At 65.1% G+C, this 17939-nt stretch carries 15 protein-coding genes; 3 read left to right on the forward strand and 12 right to left on the reverse strand.

Annotated elements, in window-relative coordinates:
• Positions 1-127: 127 nt before the first annotated feature.
• Positions 128-2560, reverse strand: a complete 2433-nt coding sequence (locus C8K14_RS13060; protein WP_107716980.1) for a TonB-dependent receptor — start codon at positions 2558-2560, stop codon at positions 128-130.
• 245 nt (positions 2561-2805) lie between these two features.
• On the opposite strand from C8K14_RS13060, the gene C8K14_RS13065 reads away from it, so the two are divergent.
• On the forward strand, positions 2806-3315 hold the full coding sequence (locus C8K14_RS13065) for a MarR family winged helix-turn-helix transcriptional regulator (RefSeq protein WP_022677404.1): 510 nt from the start codon (positions 2806-2808) through the stop codon (positions 3313-3315).
• Between the two features lie 131 nt (positions 3316-3446).
• Here C8K14_RS13065 and C8K14_RS13070 read toward each other — a convergent pair whose 3' ends face one another.
• Entirely contained in the window at positions 3447-4166 is a 720-nt protein-coding gene (locus tag C8K14_RS13070; protein ID WP_107716981.1) for a nuclear transport factor 2 family protein, read from the reverse strand.
• 72 nt (positions 4167-4238) lie between these two features.
• Between C8K14_RS13070 and C8K14_RS13075 the strand changes: the two genes are divergently transcribed.
• Together C8K14_RS13075 and C8K14_RS13080 are read left to right on the forward strand one after the other, a co-directional pair.
• A complete protein-coding gene (locus C8K14_RS13075) occupies positions 4239-5186 on the forward strand; it encodes an SDR family oxidoreductase (RefSeq protein WP_107716982.1) in 948 nt (315 codons plus the stop codon).
• A gap of 79 nt (positions 5187-5265) precedes the next feature.
• Positions 5266-6138: a dienelactone hydrolase family protein gene (locus C8K14_RS13080; protein WP_107716983.1), complete on the forward strand. Its 873-nt coding sequence runs from the start codon at positions 5266-5268 to the stop codon at positions 6136-6138.
• A 134-nt stretch (positions 6139-6272) separates the two neighbouring features.
• On the opposite strand, the gene C8K14_RS13085 is transcribed toward C8K14_RS13080, so the two are convergent.
• The 10 genes from C8K14_RS13085 to C8K14_RS13130 form a co-directional block, all read right to left on the reverse strand.
• A complete protein-coding gene (locus C8K14_RS13085) occupies positions 6273-7199 on the reverse strand; it encodes an NAD(P)H-binding protein (protein WP_107716984.1) in 927 nt (308 codons plus the stop codon).
• Positions 7196-8692 carry a carotenoid oxygenase family protein gene (locus C8K14_RS13090; RefSeq protein WP_107716985.1) on the reverse strand — a complete coding sequence of 499 codons (1497 nt, stop codon included), beginning with the start codon at positions 8690-8692 and terminating at the stop codon, positions 7196-7198. The genes C8K14_RS13085 and C8K14_RS13090 overlap by 4 nt, the downstream gene beginning before the upstream one ends.
• A gap of 147 nt (positions 8693-8839) precedes the next feature.
• Positions 8840-11353: a TonB-dependent receptor gene (locus C8K14_RS13095; protein WP_107716986.1), complete on the reverse strand. Its 2514-nt coding sequence runs from the start codon at positions 11351-11353 to the stop codon at positions 8840-8842.
• A gap of 134 nt (positions 11354-11487) precedes the next feature.
• Positions 11488-12279, reverse strand: a complete 792-nt coding sequence (locus C8K14_RS13100; RefSeq protein WP_028658166.1) for a CmcJ/NvfI family oxidoreductase — start codon at positions 12277-12279, stop codon at positions 11488-11490.
• Positions 12280-12370: 91 nt separating this feature from the next.
• Entirely contained in the window at positions 12371-13315 is a 945-nt protein-coding gene (locus C8K14_RS13105; RefSeq protein ID WP_022677412.1) for a Gfo/Idh/MocA family oxidoreductase, read from the reverse strand.
• Positions 13316-13500: 185 nt separating this feature from the next.
• Complete coding sequence (locus C8K14_RS13110; protein WP_022677413.1) at positions 13501-14361, reverse strand: class III extradiol dioxygenase subunit beta; 861 nt, start codon at positions 14359-14361, stop codon at positions 13501-13503.
• A gap of 2 nt (positions 14362-14363) precedes the next feature.
• A complete protein-coding gene (gene ligA / locus C8K14_RS13115) occupies positions 14364-14837 on the reverse strand; it encodes a protocatechuate 4,5-dioxygenase subunit alpha (protein ID WP_233251073.1) in 474 nt (157 codons plus the stop codon).
• Positions 14834-15859, reverse strand: coding sequence for an amidohydrolase family protein (locus C8K14_RS13120; RefSeq protein ID WP_107716987.1), 1026 nt, complete (start codon positions 15857-15859; stop codon positions 14834-14836). The genes ligA and C8K14_RS13120 overlap by 4 nt, the downstream gene beginning before the upstream one ends.
• Entirely contained in the window at positions 15856-16698 is an 843-nt protein-coding gene (locus C8K14_RS13125) for an NAD(P)-dependent oxidoreductase (protein ID WP_107716988.1), read from the reverse strand. The genes C8K14_RS13120 and C8K14_RS13125 overlap by 4 nt, the downstream gene beginning before the upstream one ends.
• Positions 16699-16760: 62 nt before the next feature.
• Entirely contained in the window at positions 16761-17927 is a 1167-nt protein-coding gene (locus C8K14_RS13130) for a LysR family transcriptional regulator (RefSeq protein ID WP_062787582.1), read from the reverse strand.
• Positions 17928-17939 lie beyond the last annotated feature (12 nt).

A 17939-nucleotide genomic window follows, 5' to 3' on the forward strand; every position in this document is an offset into this window, starting at 1 on the left:
TGGCCTGGCCGGATTCGGCCCTGCCGCAAACGCTAACAAATGATACGATTAGAGCAAGGATAATCCGCCAAACGAAAAGGGGCAGCCCGCAAAGGCTGCCCCTTTCCCCTCATGACCGGAAAAGCGATCAGAACTTCTTGGCGACACTCAGCGCCCATTCCCGCGGACGGCCCACATTGCTGTAGACCGTGCCGGCCGAGGCATAGAGCGCCGAGAAGCGGATCGGCAGGTAGTAGTACTTGTTGAACACGTTCTGCACTTCGAACGCGACGGTAAGGTCTTCCTTCTCGTTCTTCCACGTCAAGCGCGCGTTGCCCAAGGCAAAGGCCGGGTTGTAGTCCAGCGCACTGGTGGGCGTGAGGCGGCCGATGTTCTGCTTGCCGGTATAGGCAAGGTCAAACCGCGGGGTGAGCGAGCCATGGCCTTCCACCGGGATGCGGTACTGGATGCCCAGGCTGCCGCGCCAGTGCGGGGTAACGATCGGGTCCTGCAGCTGGATGGACTGGCCCACCGTCGGCCCCAGGCGCTTCCATTCGCCGTCGATCCAGCTCAGCGTGGCGTCGATGTCCAGCCCTTCGACCGGGCGTGCGGTCAATTCCGCTTCGGCGCCCCACATTTTGCCGTCGCCGGCATTGCCCACCGCCGCGCACGGGAACGGATCGGTGCCGATCGGGAACCCGTCGAGCACCGAGCAATCGGCGAGGTTGAGCTGGATGTTCTTGTAATCGTTCACGAAGCCCGAAAGGTTGAAGCGTACCTTGCGATCGAACAGGTCAGACTTGATGCCGATTTCATAGGCAGTGAGCGTTTCGGGCGTGAACGTGCCGTTGACCGCCTGGTTCTTGGTGAACGGCCGCGCGGTCACGCCGCCGCCCTTGAAGCCGGTGCTGACCGTGGCATAGGCCAGCAGCTGCGGATTGAAGCGATAGTCAACCGACAGGCGCCAGTCCAGCTTGCTGCCATTGTAGTTGGCGACCGAGCCATTGAGCGCGCCCACGCCGAACGGATCGACCAGCGGGCCGCCGGCCCAGTTCTGGCGCACGAAGGTATAGTCCTTGTGCTCCTTGGTATAGCGCAGGCCACCAGTGATGTTGAGGCCCGGCGCCGGGTGCAGGATCAGCGTGCCGAACGCGGCCTTGCTGTTGGCGTTGACCGGGTCGTTGCCCTGGAATTGCAGGAACAGGAACGGCGCGCCATGGCCGATGTAGCGGATGTCCTGCCGCGTGAAATAGACCGAGGTCTGGTCGTTGTAGAACCCGCCGACCGTCCAGTCGGCCAGATCGCCAATCTTGCCGTTGAGGCGCAGTTCCTGGCTGAAGAAGTGGAAGCGCAGGTCGTTGTAGCCGGCGCCGGCAATGTTCGGATCGGGGGTGAAATCGTCGTCGGTACCGAACGTCTGCTTGTATTTGCGATAGGCGGTGATCGACACCAGCTTGAGATCGTCGGTCAGGCCCACGGTGAGGTTGCTGGAAACGCCCCAGCCGGAAAACACCGTGTTGCGCGGCATCGAATAGCTTTGCGCCGCCTGGCCGCCGGCCCCCATGTACCAGCTGGCATAGGTGCAGCGCGGGCCGCACATGAAATTGATGCCGTCGGTCTTGGTGGTATCGTCCACCGTCACCACGCCGGCCGCGTTGGAGCGGTTTTCGTAGGTATAATCGCCGGTGACGACCCAATCGATGCGGTCGTTGGGGTTGTAGCGCAGCGATCCGCGCAGGCCCGAATAGTTCTTCTCGCCCAGCTTGCCGGTGACGCAGTTGGTTGGCACGTTGGCGCCCGCCGTCAGGCCCAGGCTGTTGCCCGGGTGCGCGCAGCCATAATCGACCACGTCGACATAGCCGTCCTGGCGCTTGTACACGCCCGACACGCGGGCATAGAGCCCATCGGCCAGCTGGAAGTTGAGGCTGCCACGCAGATCGACGCGGTTGCGCGCGCCATAGACCGCTTCGATCTGGCCGGAATCGCCCGGCTGCGGCTTGACCGAAAACATCTTGATCGCGCCACCGATGGAGTTGCGGCCGGTCAGCGTACCCTGTGGCCCGCGCAGCACTTCCACCCGCTCAAGATCGAGCAGGTCCATCACCGAGCCGGTCAGCGTGGCATAATAGACATCGTCGACATAGATGCCCACGCCCGGTTCATAGGCGGGATTGAAGTCCGCCTGGCCGATACCGCGAATGTAGGCCGCCATCGACGAGCCATAGGCGCCGCCCATCTGCGTGAGCTGCACGTTGGGCGCCTGCGCCGCGATCTGCGAGATATCGGTCTGGTTGCGCGCGGCGAGCAGCCCGGCGTCGACCGCGGTGATCGACAGCGGCGTATCCTGCAGGCGCTGGTTGCGGAACTGCGCGGTCACTACGATTTCGCGGATGCCCTGGTCATCGCCAGCGGCGGCGGCCTGCGCATCACCCTGGGGCGACGCGGCCTGCGGGGCTGGTGCCTGGGCCTGGGGTGCCGGCTCGGCAGCGTGCGCCGCAGCGCCGAGGGCCAATGCCATGGCAGTAGCGCTGCCGGCGGCAAAAAGCCGCACCAAATGCGTGTTGGGAATCATGCTGGCCATAAGCCCCTCTCCTGGATCGGCCCGTTATCGAGCCTCGTTCTGTTTGTTAGTTAGGCATACTAATTAGCAGAGCGCAAGAGGGCGTTTTCAGCCACGCCCGGATAATAACATCTGATGCAATCCAACAACAAGCCCTATCGCGTGCCGCGCCGGAAAAACCCGCAGAAATCCGGGCCGTTTACCGTGCGGCGCAGCAATTCATGCGGCCCCTTGCCGCGCTTGCCAAGGTTGTCATAGTAAGTGCCATGACCAGCCGCACGCCGCCGCCAGCAGCCCCCGCCGAACCACCCCGCAACGCCATGGATGGCGTGGACGAGGATGCCGCCCTGCTGGTGGACCTGTTGAAACTTGCCACCTTTGTTTCCAATCCCATGCGCACCGGTGTGGCCGAGCCGCTGGACCTGGCGCCCACCGATCTGCGCATCATCCTGGCGCTGGGCGGGGAAGGCGAAATGGCCGGGCACGAGCTGTCAGAGATCATGGGCGTGCCGCCGATGAACGTCAGCCGCGCGCTTGTTGCGTTGCACCAAAAAGGCCTGGTCGAACCGGGCGAAGACCTGCGCAACCGTCGGCGCAAACCCTTCCGCCTGAGCGCGGCCGGCCAGGCCATGTTCGATCGCACCGTGCCGGCCATGGCCCAGGTGAGTCGCCAGCTGTTCGCCGATTTCAACGCGCGCGACCGCGCCGCCTTCCGCCGCGCCTCCGGCCGCCTGCTGGCGCGGATGACGCAGTGGGAAGGCGTTAGCGACGGCTGACACCACGACCGCACTTGCCGCACCGAAGGAAGCGGGACCCCGGATCAAGTCCGGGGTGACGGTAAGTTGATAGATTGGTTCTCTTTTTATCGTCACCCCGGACTTGATCCGGGGTCCCACTAGTGCATCGCTCAAGGCCACTTTTTCTGCAGCGGGGTGAAATCTCCCACGGCAAAGGCTGCGGCCAGCACCGGGTGGGCAAAGCTCATCGGCACTTCCTGGCGGTGCGGCCAGGTCTCGCGCACTTGCGTTTCGGGCAGGATCACATCAGGCCCGATCGGATTTTCGGGATAGCACATCACTGCTGGCTGCAGGTGGGCCGTGGTCTTGGCCCAGCCGGTTTCGTAATCGGCCTGCCACTGCATCATGTAGTCCAGCCGCTTGATCTTCCAGACGCCGTCTTCCTTGACGTAATCGTTTTCGTAGATGCCCGATTCCCAGAACTGCTGCGGCATGCCTTCGGGCTTGGCATCCAAGATCGCATCGTGCCACCCGCCGGCAAGGATGCCGCGGAAGCGGCCCTTGGCGGTCTGCCCATCGGGCGCCACGGTGATCACGTCCTGCAACTGGAAATGGTCGAGCAGCAGGCCCTTGACCGGCCCGCGCCGCCCGCCGGTGAACAGGTTCTGGAACCAGGTGCCATAAAGGCGCATGATCCCTTCATAACCGCGGTATTCGCCCGACAGGAACACCACCGCGCCATCGCGAGCAAACAGCCCGGCCACTTCCTCTGGCCGGTTATAGTCGATGTAATAGCCATAGGCCCATTGCAGGCGTCGGATGGCGTTGACATCCTCGATCTGTGTCACCCGCGTTTCCAGGGCGGCAAGGCGCTGTTCCAGGTCGCTCACGATAGGCTCTCCCATTCTCTTTGTTAGTATGCAACACTAACGATTATAAAACGGATGGCGAGAGGAAAAACCATGCAGGCTGAACACGACACGGCTGGCGGAGTTGGAGGCTGGGCCGGACAAGTGGCGCTCATCACCGGCGCAGGCACCGGCATCGGCCTGGGCGTGGCCCGCGCGTTCAGCGATGCCGGCCTGGCGCTGGCGCTGACCTATCGCAACGAGGCGCAGCGCACCGCCGTGGCCGCGCAATTCGCCGCCGAGGGCCGGCCGACGCCGCTGTTCCTGCCACTCGACGTGACCGATCGCGCCCGCTGGGCCGACGTGGTGGCGCAGACGGTGGCGCATTTCGGCGCGCTGCATGTGCTGGTGAACAATGCCGGCGTGAGCGTGTTCGGCAACACCGACGAAGCCAGCCATGCCGATTACGACTGGATCATGGGCGTCAACTTTGGCGGCGTGGCCAATGGCCTGGTCGCCGCCCTGCCCGCGATCAAGGCGGCCAGCGGCAAACGCAGCGTGGTCAATATCGCCAGCATGGCCGCCTTCCTGCCCGGCCCGCAGGCGGGGATCTATACCGCCAGCAAGTTTGCCGTGCGGGGATTGACCGAATCGCTGCGCTATAACCTGGCGCCGCACGGCATCGGCTGCGCGCTGTGCTGCCCCGCGCTGACCCGCACCAATGCCTGGGACAGCGCACTCAAGCGCCCCGATGCATTCGGCCAGAGCGGCTTTGCCCCGGTGAGCGAGGCGGAGCTGCGCCAGTTCGGCACCGCGTTCGAGGCCGGCATGGACCCGTATGAAGTGGGGCAAAAGGTCTTTGCCGGCATGGCGCGCGGCGATGGCCTGATCCTGACCCACCCCGAATTCGCCGACGATTTTCGCGAGATCTACGAAGCCAGCCTGGCCGCGCTGCCCGATGAAGTGGCGCCGCCCGCCCGGCTCGAAATCGAACGCCTGCGCCGCGCCGCCATGGCCCAGGCCAAGGCCGGCATCGCGGTGGGCCTCGCCGATCTGACCTGAACCAAATACCGATACCGCTTCCCCGCCGGTCTGCGCTAGACCACGCGCGGACGGGGAACAGGTTCTGGAGAGACGCGCCATGTGCGACAGCTTGACCGAAGACGACAACGCCCAGTGGCTGGCGATCAACCGCCGGCAATTCGCCGCCATTGGCGCCGGCGCGGCGACCCTGGCGATCGCGCCGGGCTGCGTGGCGGCAGCGCCTGCCGGCCTTGCCACGGAGTCGCGCCCGGTCACGATCGAAACCGCTGACGGCACCGCCGATGGCTTTTTCGTCTATCCGGCCAAGGGCAAGTACCCGGCCGTGCTGCTCTGGCCCGATATCGCCGGCCTGCGTGAAGCCTATCAGACCATGGCGACGCGCCTGGCCGCTGCGGGCTTTGCCGTGCTGGCGATCAACCACTATTACCGCAACAGCCCCGCGCCGGTGCTGCCCGATTTCGCCGCCTGGCGCACGCCCGAAGGCCAGCAAAAGCTGCAGCCGATGATCCAGGCGCTGACGCCGGAAAAGATCCAGGCCGATGCCGGCAGCTATGTCGACTGGCTCGATCGCCAGCCACAGGTCGATACGGCGCGACGGATCGGCACCCAGGGCTATTGCATGGGCGGCCCCTACACCGTGTTTGCCGCCTATGCCCGGCCCGCCCGCATTGGCGCGGCGGTGTCGTGCCACGGCGCCAACCTGGTCAACGATACGGCGCAAAGCCCGCACAAGCTGCTCGGCCAGACGCAGGCCTCGTTCATCTTTGCCATCGCGCAAAACGACGATGCCCGCGCCCCTGGCGACAAGACGGCCCTCAAGGATGCCGCTGCCGCGGCAGACCGCCCGGCCGACGTGGCAGTCTATCCCGCCCAGCACGGCTGGTGCACGATCGACGCGCCGGTCTATGACAAGGTTCAGGCCGAAAAGGTCTGGAGCAAGCTGCTCGCGCTCTACGCCAAGGCGCTATGATCTAGGTCCAAGCCCCTCCACCACCCGCTGCGCGGGCAGTCCCCCTCCCCATCACGGATGGGGAGGATTGCCAAGCTCCTCCCCACAACGTGGGGAGGGGGACCAGCCGCAGGCTGGTGGAGGGGCCCCGCCCCCTACTTCCCCGCCGCCGCGCGCAGCATGGCCACGTTGGCCTCCACCATCTCGCGCGTCGATCGCGCCGGGCGGCCGGTCAGGCGCTCCACGTCGTCAGTGCAGATTTCCAGGAAGCCCTCGCGGATGGCGCGGCCGAAGGTGACCATGTCGTCGCTGTTCCACGGCACGCCGGCCACGGTCTGATCGTCCACCGGGCGGCGCGGAATGCCCAGGCTGTCAAACAGCGCATACTGCGCTTCGTCACTCAGATCGTGGTAGGCCACCGGGCAGCCGGTCACCTCCGCCATCATCGCGGCCACCTCGGCAAAGGTTTCGAGGTGTGGCCCGGTGATGTTGTAGATCTGGTTTTCGTGGCCCGGGGTGGTGAGCACGGCCACCGCGCTGGCAATGCAATCGTCGCGCCAGACCATCGCCTCGCGCCCATTGCCGGCATTGGCATACCAGGCGCCGCTTTGCATCACCTGTGGCCCGGCCATCAGCAGCATCGCGTCGGCATAATGCGCGTCGCGCAGGAACGTGAAGGCGCAACCCGAGGCGCGGATCAGGCGTTCGGTCTCGATATGGTCGTGCCGCACTTCGGCCGGGTTGGCCGGATCATCGATGCCGATGAAACTGGTATAGACGATGTGGCGGATACCGGCCGCCACGGCCGCATCGATCGCCGCCTGATGCTGCACCACCCGCGCACCGACGCGCGTGCCCGAAATCAGCAGCAGCACATCGCCGCCGGCCATGGCCGCGGGCAGCGTGGCGGGATGATCGAAATCGCCCTGTCGCACCACGCAGCCCTGCGCCGCGCGCGCGGCCAGCTTGTCGGGCTTGCGCGTGATCAGGATCAGGTCTGCGGCGCGGCCCATCGCCACCAGGGCATCGGCCACGCCGCGGCCATAGTTGCCCGATGCACCGGTGACGACGATCCGCGTCATGCCGCCACGCCTGTGCGGACGGCATCGAGCTGCGCCTGGGGCACCCACCAGCCATGCACCTGCGGGCGCAGGCGGGTGGGGATCTGCACCGTCGCCACCGGCCCTGCCCCCAGGTTGCCGGCATCGATCACCCAGGCAAAATGCTCGAACGCGTCCTCGCCGATCTGGTGGTCCACCATCATCACCAGCCAGCCATCGTGGCCCGGTGTGGCGCTGGGCACGTGCACCGGCTCGTTATAGCACCAGCCCGGCTCCATCGGCAGGGCCTGGGTGATCTGCGGGCTGGCGGTGTCCATCCCGTCCAGCCGCACCAGCATGTCGAACATGCCCAGCACCGGCCCGCCCATCACCGGCGGCCCGCGCCGATCGGGGTTCATCGTCAGCATCCACCCCGTCTTGTAGGGACGGCCCTGGCTCTTGGCCGGAATGATCGGGAAATCGCCCGGCGGGCCGATCACCGTTTCCGTGACCGGGCCAGCCGGCCCACGCGGATCGACCGTCCAGCGGGTGAGGCCGCCGGTAATCTCCCAGGGTTGCAGGAACAGGCCGGCCGGCTCGCGGATAAAGGCAAAGGCATTGCTGCTCGACAGGCACTGGTCGAAATGCAGCAGCCCCTCGGCATCCTCCCAGGCGTTCATCATGTGATAGCAATAGACCCCCTTGGGCCCCTGGAACCACTTGATGTCCTTCACATCGCCATCGCGCGGCATCACGCCCAGCCACGATTCCAGGCCCTGCTCGTGGTGCCAGTGTTCGCCGCCGGCCTGCATCCGCTCCAGCTCGGCCGTGGTCGGATAGACCGGGAACAGCGCCCAGTTCCGCGAAATGGTGAAGTCATGCATCATCGCGCAATAGGGCGCATCGAACCACTGTTCCGACTTGAGCGCGCCATCGGCCCCCACGCGGGCATAGGCCACCTTAGTAGAGGCCAGGCCATCGGCCTCGTAACCATAGAAATAGAGGTCACCGCTATCAGGATCGATGCGCACGTGTGCGGTCATCGTTTCGGACTTGAGCAGACCATCGAAATCGAACGAACCCAGCGTATCGAGCGTGTGCGGATCGATGCGATAGGGCCGCCCGTCTTCCTTGGTCATCAACAGCCGCCCGGCGTGCCACACCGGGGTGGTGTTGGCCACGGTGCGATCCACCCCTGCCACATCGGGATCATCGGTAAAGGGATTGCGATAGCGGCCAAAACGGGCGCGGCCCGCCGCCTTTTCCGCCTGGTGGCGCGCGGTTTCGACAAAGCGGATGGCATAATCGGCCGTACCATCGGCATTGAAGCGCACGCGGCTGATCATGCCATCGCCCGACAGGGTGTGATCGTCGGCAAACTTGGGCGCAAAGGCCGGATCGGGCACGGCGCGGAAAAAGGCGCCGCGCACCTCGGGGGGCAAGGTACCTTCGACGGGCAGCCCTTCAAGCGCCAGTTCAGTGCCCACGGGCGCGTTGAGCCCGATGAAATAGGGGGTTGGCGGAAAGTCGCCCATGGCATCCTCACGTTATCAATTGTTAGCATTGTTCTACCACGTGACGCCCGGTTTTCAAGAGCGTTCGGCCAAACAAAAGGCCTCCTTCCCGGGTGGGAAGGAGGCCCAGCATGCGCCGTCAGGCCGGCACATTTCGGTAACGCTTGATCAGAAGTTGCGTTTCACCGTCACCGCCCAGGTGCGCGGCAGCCCCGGCGCACCGGCGCTGGTGCCAATCGGGCCGAAATTGGCCGTCATCGAGGTGAAGTAGTACTTGTTGGTCAGGTTGCGCACTTCGGCGCTGATCGACCAGGTATCGGCATCGCTTTTCCAGGTCACGCGGGCGTTGGCCAGGAAATAGTCGTCGATCCGGTTGGTTGCCGTCTGGAATGCCAGCGGGCTGGGCGTGGCGGCAGGGATCGGCGCGGTATCGACATTGGTGGGATCGACATAGATGTGCGACTGGTAGCTGCCATCCAGGCGCACGGTGACCAGGCCCTTGAGCACGTCGGGAATGTCATAGGACAGCCCGGCGTTCCATTTCCATTCCGGCGTATAGGGCGGCACCATGCTGGCCGTCACGCCGGTGTTGGCGGTATCGACCGTGGTGTACTTGAACTTGAGCCACGAGAGCGAGCCGTCGATCGACAGGTGGTCGATCGGGCGGATGGTCGTTTCCACCTCGATCCCCTTCACATGGGCCGAACCCACGTTCTTGGGCTGGAGGCAGGGTGTGGTGGGGAACCCGGCGGTGTTCGGGCAATTCAGCACCGTCAAAATGATGTTCTTGTAATCGTTGAAGAATGCCGAAACGTTGAAGCGCAGGCGGCGATCGAACAGGTCCGATTTGAAGCCAACTTCATAGGCCGTGATCGTCTCGGGCCGGAAATCCTCTACCTGGCTGGGATAGAACGGACGCGGGTTGACGCCGCCCGAACGATAGCCGGTGGAAACCTGGGCATAGGTCATCAACTGGGGCGAGACGCGATAGTCGGCCGCCACGCGCCAATCGAGGCGCGAGGCATCGAAGGTCTTGTACAGCCCGTTGAGCGCGGCGAGCGCGCAGTTGGGCGGCTGGTTCACGCCAAACGGATAGCCGGTGCACGGCTGGATGGTGGAGCCATCGGGATTGTGGCGGACATAGCCATATTCCTTGTGGTCCCACGATTCGCGCAGGCCCCCGGTCAGCGTGAATGCCTCGAACGGCTTCCAGCTGGCATTGGCAAAGACCGCCTTGTTTGTGGCCGGCGTGGGATCGGGGCCGTGCAGGAAATCGATGCCGGCATAGTTCAGGTCGATGCGACCGGTGAACATGCCCTTGGCGTGGAAATAGAACCCGCCCAGCACGAAATCGAGCGTGTTGTTGAGCGCCTTGCCGGTCAGGCGCAGTTCCTGGCTCCACTGCGAATTGCTCTGCGCCTGGTTGAGCATTGAGGGCACGACCGGCGCGCTTTCGGCAAACGACCAGTCGGAATCATAGTGGCGATAGGCAGTGATCGATTTCAGCGCCAGGCTGGGCCCAAGCGTCCAGTCGATCGTGCCGGCAAAGCCATAGTTATCAAGGTTGGAATGGCGGTTGAGCGCCAGGGGCTTGTACGGCACCTGGTGATCCGGCCGCGCCGCATCATAGAACGTGGCATAGCTGACATAGCGCTTGTCATAGCCGCTGAGCGTGTCGCAGCTGTTGCGACCGTTGGGCACGAAGCGGCAATCGAGCGGGATCGGCGCGCCATTGGTGCCATAGAGCCAGGCGCGGTTGGGGTCCTTGGTCACCGGCGATCCGGCGAACTGGGCGATGTTGTTGCCATAGATCAGCACCGAAGCGCCCGGCTCGTCACGCTCGCGCGTATAGTCGGCCGACACGTTGACCTCGACATTGGCGTCGGGCGTCCAGCGCAGCGCCACCTTGCCGGCGGCAAAGCTGGTGCCGCCCAGCGTGCCGACCTGGGGATTGGCGCCGGTGGCCATCGTCGGCACATTGGTGCCCGGATGGGTCAGCGCGTAGTCGAGAATCTTGACATAGCCATCGCGGTTCTTGCTCACGCCCGACACGCGCATGGCCAGGTTGTCGGTCAGCTTGAGATCGAAATGTCCACGCAGATCAACGCGATGATAGCTGCCATAGGTGGCTTCGAGCGAACCGGAATTGTCACCCTTGGGCTTGACGCCATAGAGCTTGATCGACCCGCCCAGCGAGTTGCGCCCGGCCAGCGTGCCTTGCGGCCCGCGCAGCACTTCGACGCGGTCGAGGTCCATCAGATCGAGCAGCGAGCCGGTCAGGGTGGGCAGATAGACATCGTCCACGTACATGCCCACGCCCGGTTCCAGGGCGAAGTTGGGGTCAGATTGCCCGACACCGCGGATGAAGGCGATGATGCCGGGGCCAAGATACTGATTTTGCGGGGCCAGCGTCACGTTGGGGGTTTGCGCCGCCACTTCGGAAATGTTGGTCTGCCCGCGCGCGGCCAGCATGGCGCCGTTGACGGCGGTGATGGCCAGCGGCGTATCCTGCAGCTTTTGGTTGCGGAACTGCGCCGTCACGACGATTTCAGGCGTGGTGTTGCCGGCCGTTTCGGCGGGTTTTTGCGGGGTTTCGGGCGCTGACTGGGCCAGCGCGGGGGTGGCGACGAGCGACAGCAAAGCGGCTGCCGAGCACAGCAGATCGCAGCGTGAAAACGCCATTTCGGTATCCTCCCAAGGATAGCAGCCGGATGGTTCCGGTCTGAAATCTTATGTATCACATATGCGAAACGTTCAGCAATGCGAAATAACAGTAGGACGATTATAATTCATAACTGTTGCACAAGTGCCTCGCCTCACACCTCCCAGAAGGCAGTGGCGCGCATTTCGATGCTGACGCGCGGCGGCGCATCGGCGGGGCAGCCGGGCAGATCGAAGGCCACGTGCGGCACATGGGTGGCGCGGCGCGGATCGCTGTCGAAGGTCTTGAACACGATCGCTTCATCGGCGGTGAGGTTGGAAAACCAGTTCCAGCGATGCGCGGGATTTGCCGCGATCACATAGCTTTCGAACGACCATTCCGGCGCGCCGCCGGGCGGATCGAAGATGGCATCGGCGACGATGCAATCGGCCGGGGAAAGGCTGCGCGCATCGCACAGCGCCAGCGGCACGTCCTGCGGCGGGGCGGAGAGCGCGCGCCACACGTTGTATTGCGCCACGCGGGCATGCGGGCGCCCGGCCGCCAGGCGCTGCGTCATCGACAGGGCCGTGGCGGGCGACACGTCGATATGGGCAAAGCGTGCGGGCATAGAATTGTCGAGGCTGCCGGCCCGGCCCGAGCGTTCGGAAAAGCGCAAGAGCCCAGCGCCGGTCACCTCCACGCGGGTGGCCCCGGTCAAGTCCTTGATCAGCGTGGCGATTTCGGGAACGTGGATGGCCTTGACCTGCGCGGCATCGGCAAAGTCGGTCACCGCGCTGCGATCGCGCACCAGTTCAAAGCCTTCAACGTCGAGGCTGGTGCCGCGCCCGCGCGCGTCGCGGATGGGCATGGCCAGCGGCGCGATCTCCACCTCGTCGCGATCGTGGGCGTTGGCGTAATAGCGCGGACGCGCCAGGCCGCGCCCGGAATAGGCGATTACCGCTTCCATCCTTGCATCCTTTCCCAAGGCCCGGCGCCATGATTGCGCCGTGGCCCCAACAAAAAAGGCCCGCCACGATGGGCGGGCCTGATCTTGTGGCTTAACCGGCAGCCAGCTGCTTTTCCAGTTCGCCCAATACCCGATAGCAATCGAGCACCTTGCCCACCGAGCTGTTGGGTTCGCGCCCTTCGCGGATCGCGGCGACGAATTCGCGGTCCTGCAACTCGATGCCGTTCATCGACACATCGACATGGCTGACATCGATCGGCTCTTCCTTGCCGTTCACCAGATCGTCGTAGCGCGCGATATAGGTGGCGGTGTCACCGATATAGCGGAAGAACGTGCCGAGCGGGCCGTCGTTGTTGAACGAGAGCGAGAGCGTGCAGATCGCGCCGCTTTCGCTCTTGAGCTGGATCGACATATCCATGGCGATGCCCAGTTCCGGGTGGATCGGCCCTTCGACGGCATTGGCCTTGACGATCTTGCCGGCCTGGTAGGCAAACAGGTCCACCGTGTGCGCGGCGTGGTGCCACAGCAGGTGATCGGTCCACGAGCGCGCTTCGCCCTTGGCATTGATGTTCTTGCGGCGGAAGAAATAGGTCTGGACGTCCATCTGCTGGACGTTGAATTCGCCGGCCTTGATCTTGTTGTGCACGTACTGGTGCGAAGGGTTGAAGCGGCGGGTGTGGCCGACCATGCAGACCAGCCCGGTTTCCTTCTGCTTGGCCACCACCGCTTCGGCATCGGCCCAGCTATCGGCCAGGGGGATTTCCACCTGGACGTGCTTGCCCGCGTTCATGCAGGCGATCGCCTGCTCGGCGTGCATCTGGGTGGGCGTGCACAGGATCACCGCATCCACGTCAGGCAGTGCCAGCGCTTCTTCCAGTTCGGTGCCGGAATGGCGCGCGCCATACTTGGCCGCCACGGCCGCAGCCTGATCAGCGCGGCGGCTGATCACCGAAACGATTTCGACGCCATCGATATTCTTGAGGCCGTCGAGGTGCTTTTCGCCGAAGGCGCCGGCACCGACCAGGGCAATACGCATGGGGGTAACTCCTGTTAAGCGCCCCGCGTGGGCAGGGGCTCTGCAATCTCCCCTCCCGCTGGCGGGAGAGGTTTGGGGGAGGGATTGCTCATCCCTCCTGGAAACGTGGCTTGGGGGAGCGCACGGGAACATGCCCTCCCCCGGCCCCTCCCGCGCGCGGGAGGGGGGATTATGGCGAGCCTGGCTTAGGCCGGCACGGTTTCTTCTTCGACCGGTTCGAGCACGAGGTGCCCGATCGCGGTGTTGGAGCAGGGAATGTGGTAATGCTTGTGCAGCAGGCGGGTCTTGTCACCCAGCGCGCCGCGCATGATCAGCCACATGACCATCTCGATCCCTTCCGAGCCGGTTTCGCGCAGGTATTCGATGTGCGGAATCCAGCGTGCGGCGTCGGTATCGCCCACCAGCAGGTCCATGAACCTGTTGTCCCACTCGCGGTTGAGCAGGCCGGCGCGCTTGCCCTGAAGCTGGTGGCTCATGCCGCCGGTGCCCCAGATCTGCACGTTGAGGTCTTCAGGGAAGCTTTCCACTGCGCGCTTGATCGCCTCGCCCAGCGCCCAGCAGCGGTTGCCCGATGGCACCGGATAGGTCACGACATTGACGGCCAGCGGGATGACCTTGGCCGGCCAGGCCTGGGGCTGGCCGAACATCATCGAGAGCGGCACGGTCAGGCCGTGGTCCACGTCCATCTCGTTGATGATCGTCATGTCGAATTCATCGAGGATCAGGCTCTGCGCGATGTGCCAGGCCAGATCGGGATGCCCTTCCACTTCGGGCACCTGGCGCGGGCCCCAGCCTTCATCGGCTGGCTTGTAGCGCTCGCCACAGCCGATCGCGAACGTGGGCACGATCTTCATGTCAAAGGCCGAAGCATGGTCGTTGTAGACCAGGATGATCACATCCGGCTTCTGTTCCTTTTCCCACTGCCGGGTCCATTCATAGCCGGCAAAGATCGGGCCGAAATAATCGTCACCCGTCTTGCCCTGGTCCACCGCCACGCCCAGCAGGGGCACGTGGCTGGAACCGACGCCTGCGGTAATCCGCGCCATGGTCAGTTGTCCTTCCCGGTTTCCTGGGCCCGCGCGGCGGCGGCCAGGTTTTCCTTGATCGAGCGATTGCCTTCGGGCGAGCGGCCGCCTTCCAGCATCATCTGGCGGTATTCCGGCCAGGTCATGTCGGTCATCGTCGACACCGCCTCGGCAAAGGGCAGGCCATCGGACGAGAACAGCTTGGAGAGGAAATAGACGTTGCCGCCCATATCCAGCAGCGTGTTGTAATCACGCGCCAGCAGCGCCTGCTTGCCTTCCTCGCTGATCTGCCATTCATCGAGATAGGCGCGCTCATCGGCCTTGAACCGCGCGCGGTTTTCCGCGTTCATCAGGCTCATCGCGAACTGGTTGATATGATAGCCCTTGCGCGCCCGCGCGGCGGTGTAGACGCGGGTGCCCGGGATATCGTCAAATTCGGCCAGATAGGCATGAATGTCGCGCGGCTTGGCGTCCGGCGCGCCCTTGGTGATCGTCACAGGCCTCTCTCCTTCAGCTTCTCGTCAAGGCGCGGGAACACGCGGCGGGCATTGCCTTCGAAGATCGCGTGGCGCTGCGCGTCGGAAATGTTCAGCGCGTCGACATAGCGCTTGGTATCGTCGAAATAGTGGCCGGTCTGGGGATCGATGCCGCGCACGGCGCCGACCATTTCCGAACCGAACAGGATGTTCTTGGTCTCGATCACCTCGGCCAGCAGGTTCACGCCGGGCTGGTGATAGACGCAGGTATCGAAGAACACGTTGTTCATCAGGTGCCCGTCGAGTGCCGGCTTCTTGAGCATGTCGGCCAGGCCGCGATAGCGCCCCCAGTGATAGGGCACCGCGCCGCCGCCATGCGGAATGATGAAGCGCAGCGTGGGGAAGCGGCTGAACAGATCGCCTTCCAGCAGCTGCATGAACGCGATGGTATCGGCCGCGATGTAATAGGCGCCCGTGGCGTGCATCGCCGGGTTGCAGCTGCCTGAGACGTGGATCATCGCCGGCACATCAAGCTCCACCATCTTTTCATAGAAGGGGAACCAGAATTCGTCCGTCAGCGGCGGATGCTTGAAGTGGCCGCCGCCCGGATCGGGATTGAGATTGCAGCCGATGAAGCCCAGCTGCGTCACGCAGCGTTCCAACTCGGCGATCGAGCTGGTCATGTCTGCCTCGGGCGACTGCGGCAGCATGCACACGCCGGCAAAGGTTTCCGGGTAGAGCGCCACGACGCGCGCGATCAGGTTGTTGCAGGCCTGGGCCCAGGGCACGGCCACGCTCTGGTCGCCCACGTGCGGGGCCATGGCGCTGGCGCGGGGCGAGAAGATCGTCATGTCCGCGCCGCGTTCCTTGATCAGGCGCAGCTGATTGGCTTCGATCGTCTCGCGAATCTCGTCATCGGAAATGTCGGGATAGGGCGGCGCGGGCTCGCCCGCCTTGAACGCGGCCTTCTGCGCCTCGCGCCAGGCGTCGTGCGCCTTGGGCAGCACGGTATAGTGGCCGTGGCAATCGATGATCATGGTCATTCCGCCGGTTCCTTGGTGTTGGCTGCCATAGGCGTTGTGCTTTCAAACGGGATGGTGTGGCCGGCCTGGCTGCGCTGGCGCGCGACGGTGCCGGTGGTCATCAGCGGTTCGACGCCAAGGCCGATCAGGGTCTTGGCGGATTCCTCCATCTCGGCCGCGCGACGCAGGCCGTGGGTGGTCATCCGCTCGATATTGTAGGCGGCGCGGGTGAACCAGCTGTCACCCTTCTCGCTGGCGTCGAGCGAGGACAGCACCTCCTCGACCACGCCGGCGCGGGTGGCGGCCAGCATCATCTCGGCAGTCAAGGCTTCCACGCCCTTGACCATGATCGAGCGGATCATCTTGATCGCGCTGGCGCGGCCCACGTCATCGCCCACCACGCGCACATTGGTAAAGCCAGCCTCTTGCAGCGCGGCGGCAGCATCGTGCGCGGCCGGGCCGGAAACCAACAACGGCACCTTGAGCCGCGCGGGATTGACCGGGGCCAGCACCGCCACGTCGACATAGCGCGCCCCGGCCGCTTCCACCGCCAGGGCGGCAGCGCGCTTGGTATCGGGAGCGACCGAGTTCATGTCGCAAAACAGCGCGCCGGGGGCGAGCATGGCGGCATGCTCCTGCGCCACGGGCAGCGCGCTGTCGGCCGTCACCAGGCTGAGCACCAGGCCGGCGCCGCCCAGGGCGCTGTCGGCGGTGACAGCAGCCATCACACCAGCTTCTTCCATGGCGGCGTGGCGGGCGGGATCGATGTCAAACGCGCTGGCCTGGGATTCCCAGCCAGCCGCCTTGGCAAAGGTCGATCCGGCTTCGCCGAACCCGATCAGGGCAAGTGTTCTCTCCATGGCGCACCTGTTGCGGCCCTTATGCAACGCATACAAATGCAAAGAGCGCGGTGGCCATAAATTTATGCGAAACCTTTCTTCGCCACTTCGCGCAGTAGGGCGACGAACGCGGCCTGTGGCGCGGTGGGCCGCCACAGCGCGCGGTGCGTCATCCCGATCGTGCGGCGCACCGGCACCGGGGTGGGCCGCGCCGCCAGCAGGCCCACGTCAAGCTCTACCGCCAGCTGCGCCGGGCTGAGCAGGGTGAGCGCATCAGACCCCACCAGCAATTGCCGCACGGTGAGCACCGAGCCACATTCGATGCCGACATGGGGCGGCGGCGCGCCGGTGGCGGCCTGCATCATCGCCTCCCAATAATGGCGCAGCGGGGTATCGCCGCCAGGCAATATCCACGGATAGTGCTGCAGGGCGGCCGGATCGAGCGGGTGGACCGGATCGGCGAGCGGATGGCCGGCGCGCATGACCAGCGCGGGGCGATCCTCGAACACGGCCTCCTGCTCCAGATCATCGAGCGCGGTGGTTTCGCGCAGGGCGCCCAACATGAAGTCGATTTCGCCATCGCGCAGCGGCCCGACCAGTTCGGCATGGCTGCCTTCGACCACGGCCACATCGACACCGGGATAGGCGGCGGCAAAGCGCAGCAGCGTTTCGGGCAGCCAGCGCGCGCGAGACAGCGGCATGGCGCCGATCACCACGCGGCCGGCCGCCTTACCCTGCCACGCCGCCACTTCGGCCAGGCCGCTGCGCAATTCGGCCATGGCCAGGCCAAAGCCGCGCGCGCGGCGGGCGCCGGCCGGGGTGAGCAGCACGGTGCGGCCACGCCGATCGATCAGCCGCTGCCCCAGCGCCACGCCCAGATCCGCCACGGCGCGGTGCAGCGACGCGGCGGAAAGCCCAGTATCCTGCGCCGCCCCGGCATAGGACCCGGCGCGCGCCAGGGCCAGGAAAGCGCGTACTTGCGTGCCAGTGACGCGGGGGGAGCCGATCTGCTCGATCGCCGCCTCGGCCCGCGGCGCCAGCAGCAGCGCGGGCTCGGTCGCGGTCATGCCGCCGGCGCCGCGTTCGAACAGCAGACAGCCCAGGTCTGCTTCGAGCCGGGCGATGGCCTGGGTCAGCGCGGGCTGCGTCAGGTTTACCGCACGCGCGGCGCGGGTCACGCTGCCATGGCGCACGGTGGCGGCAAAGGCGGCGAAGTGGCGAATGTTAAGCGCGGGGTCGGGGCGGGCCATCCATCCAGACTT

Source organism: Novosphingobium sp. GV079 (assembly GCF_003058045.1).
Classification (GTDB): Bacteria; Pseudomonadota; Alphaproteobacteria; order Sphingomonadales; family Sphingomonadaceae; genus Novosphingobium; species Novosphingobium capsulatum.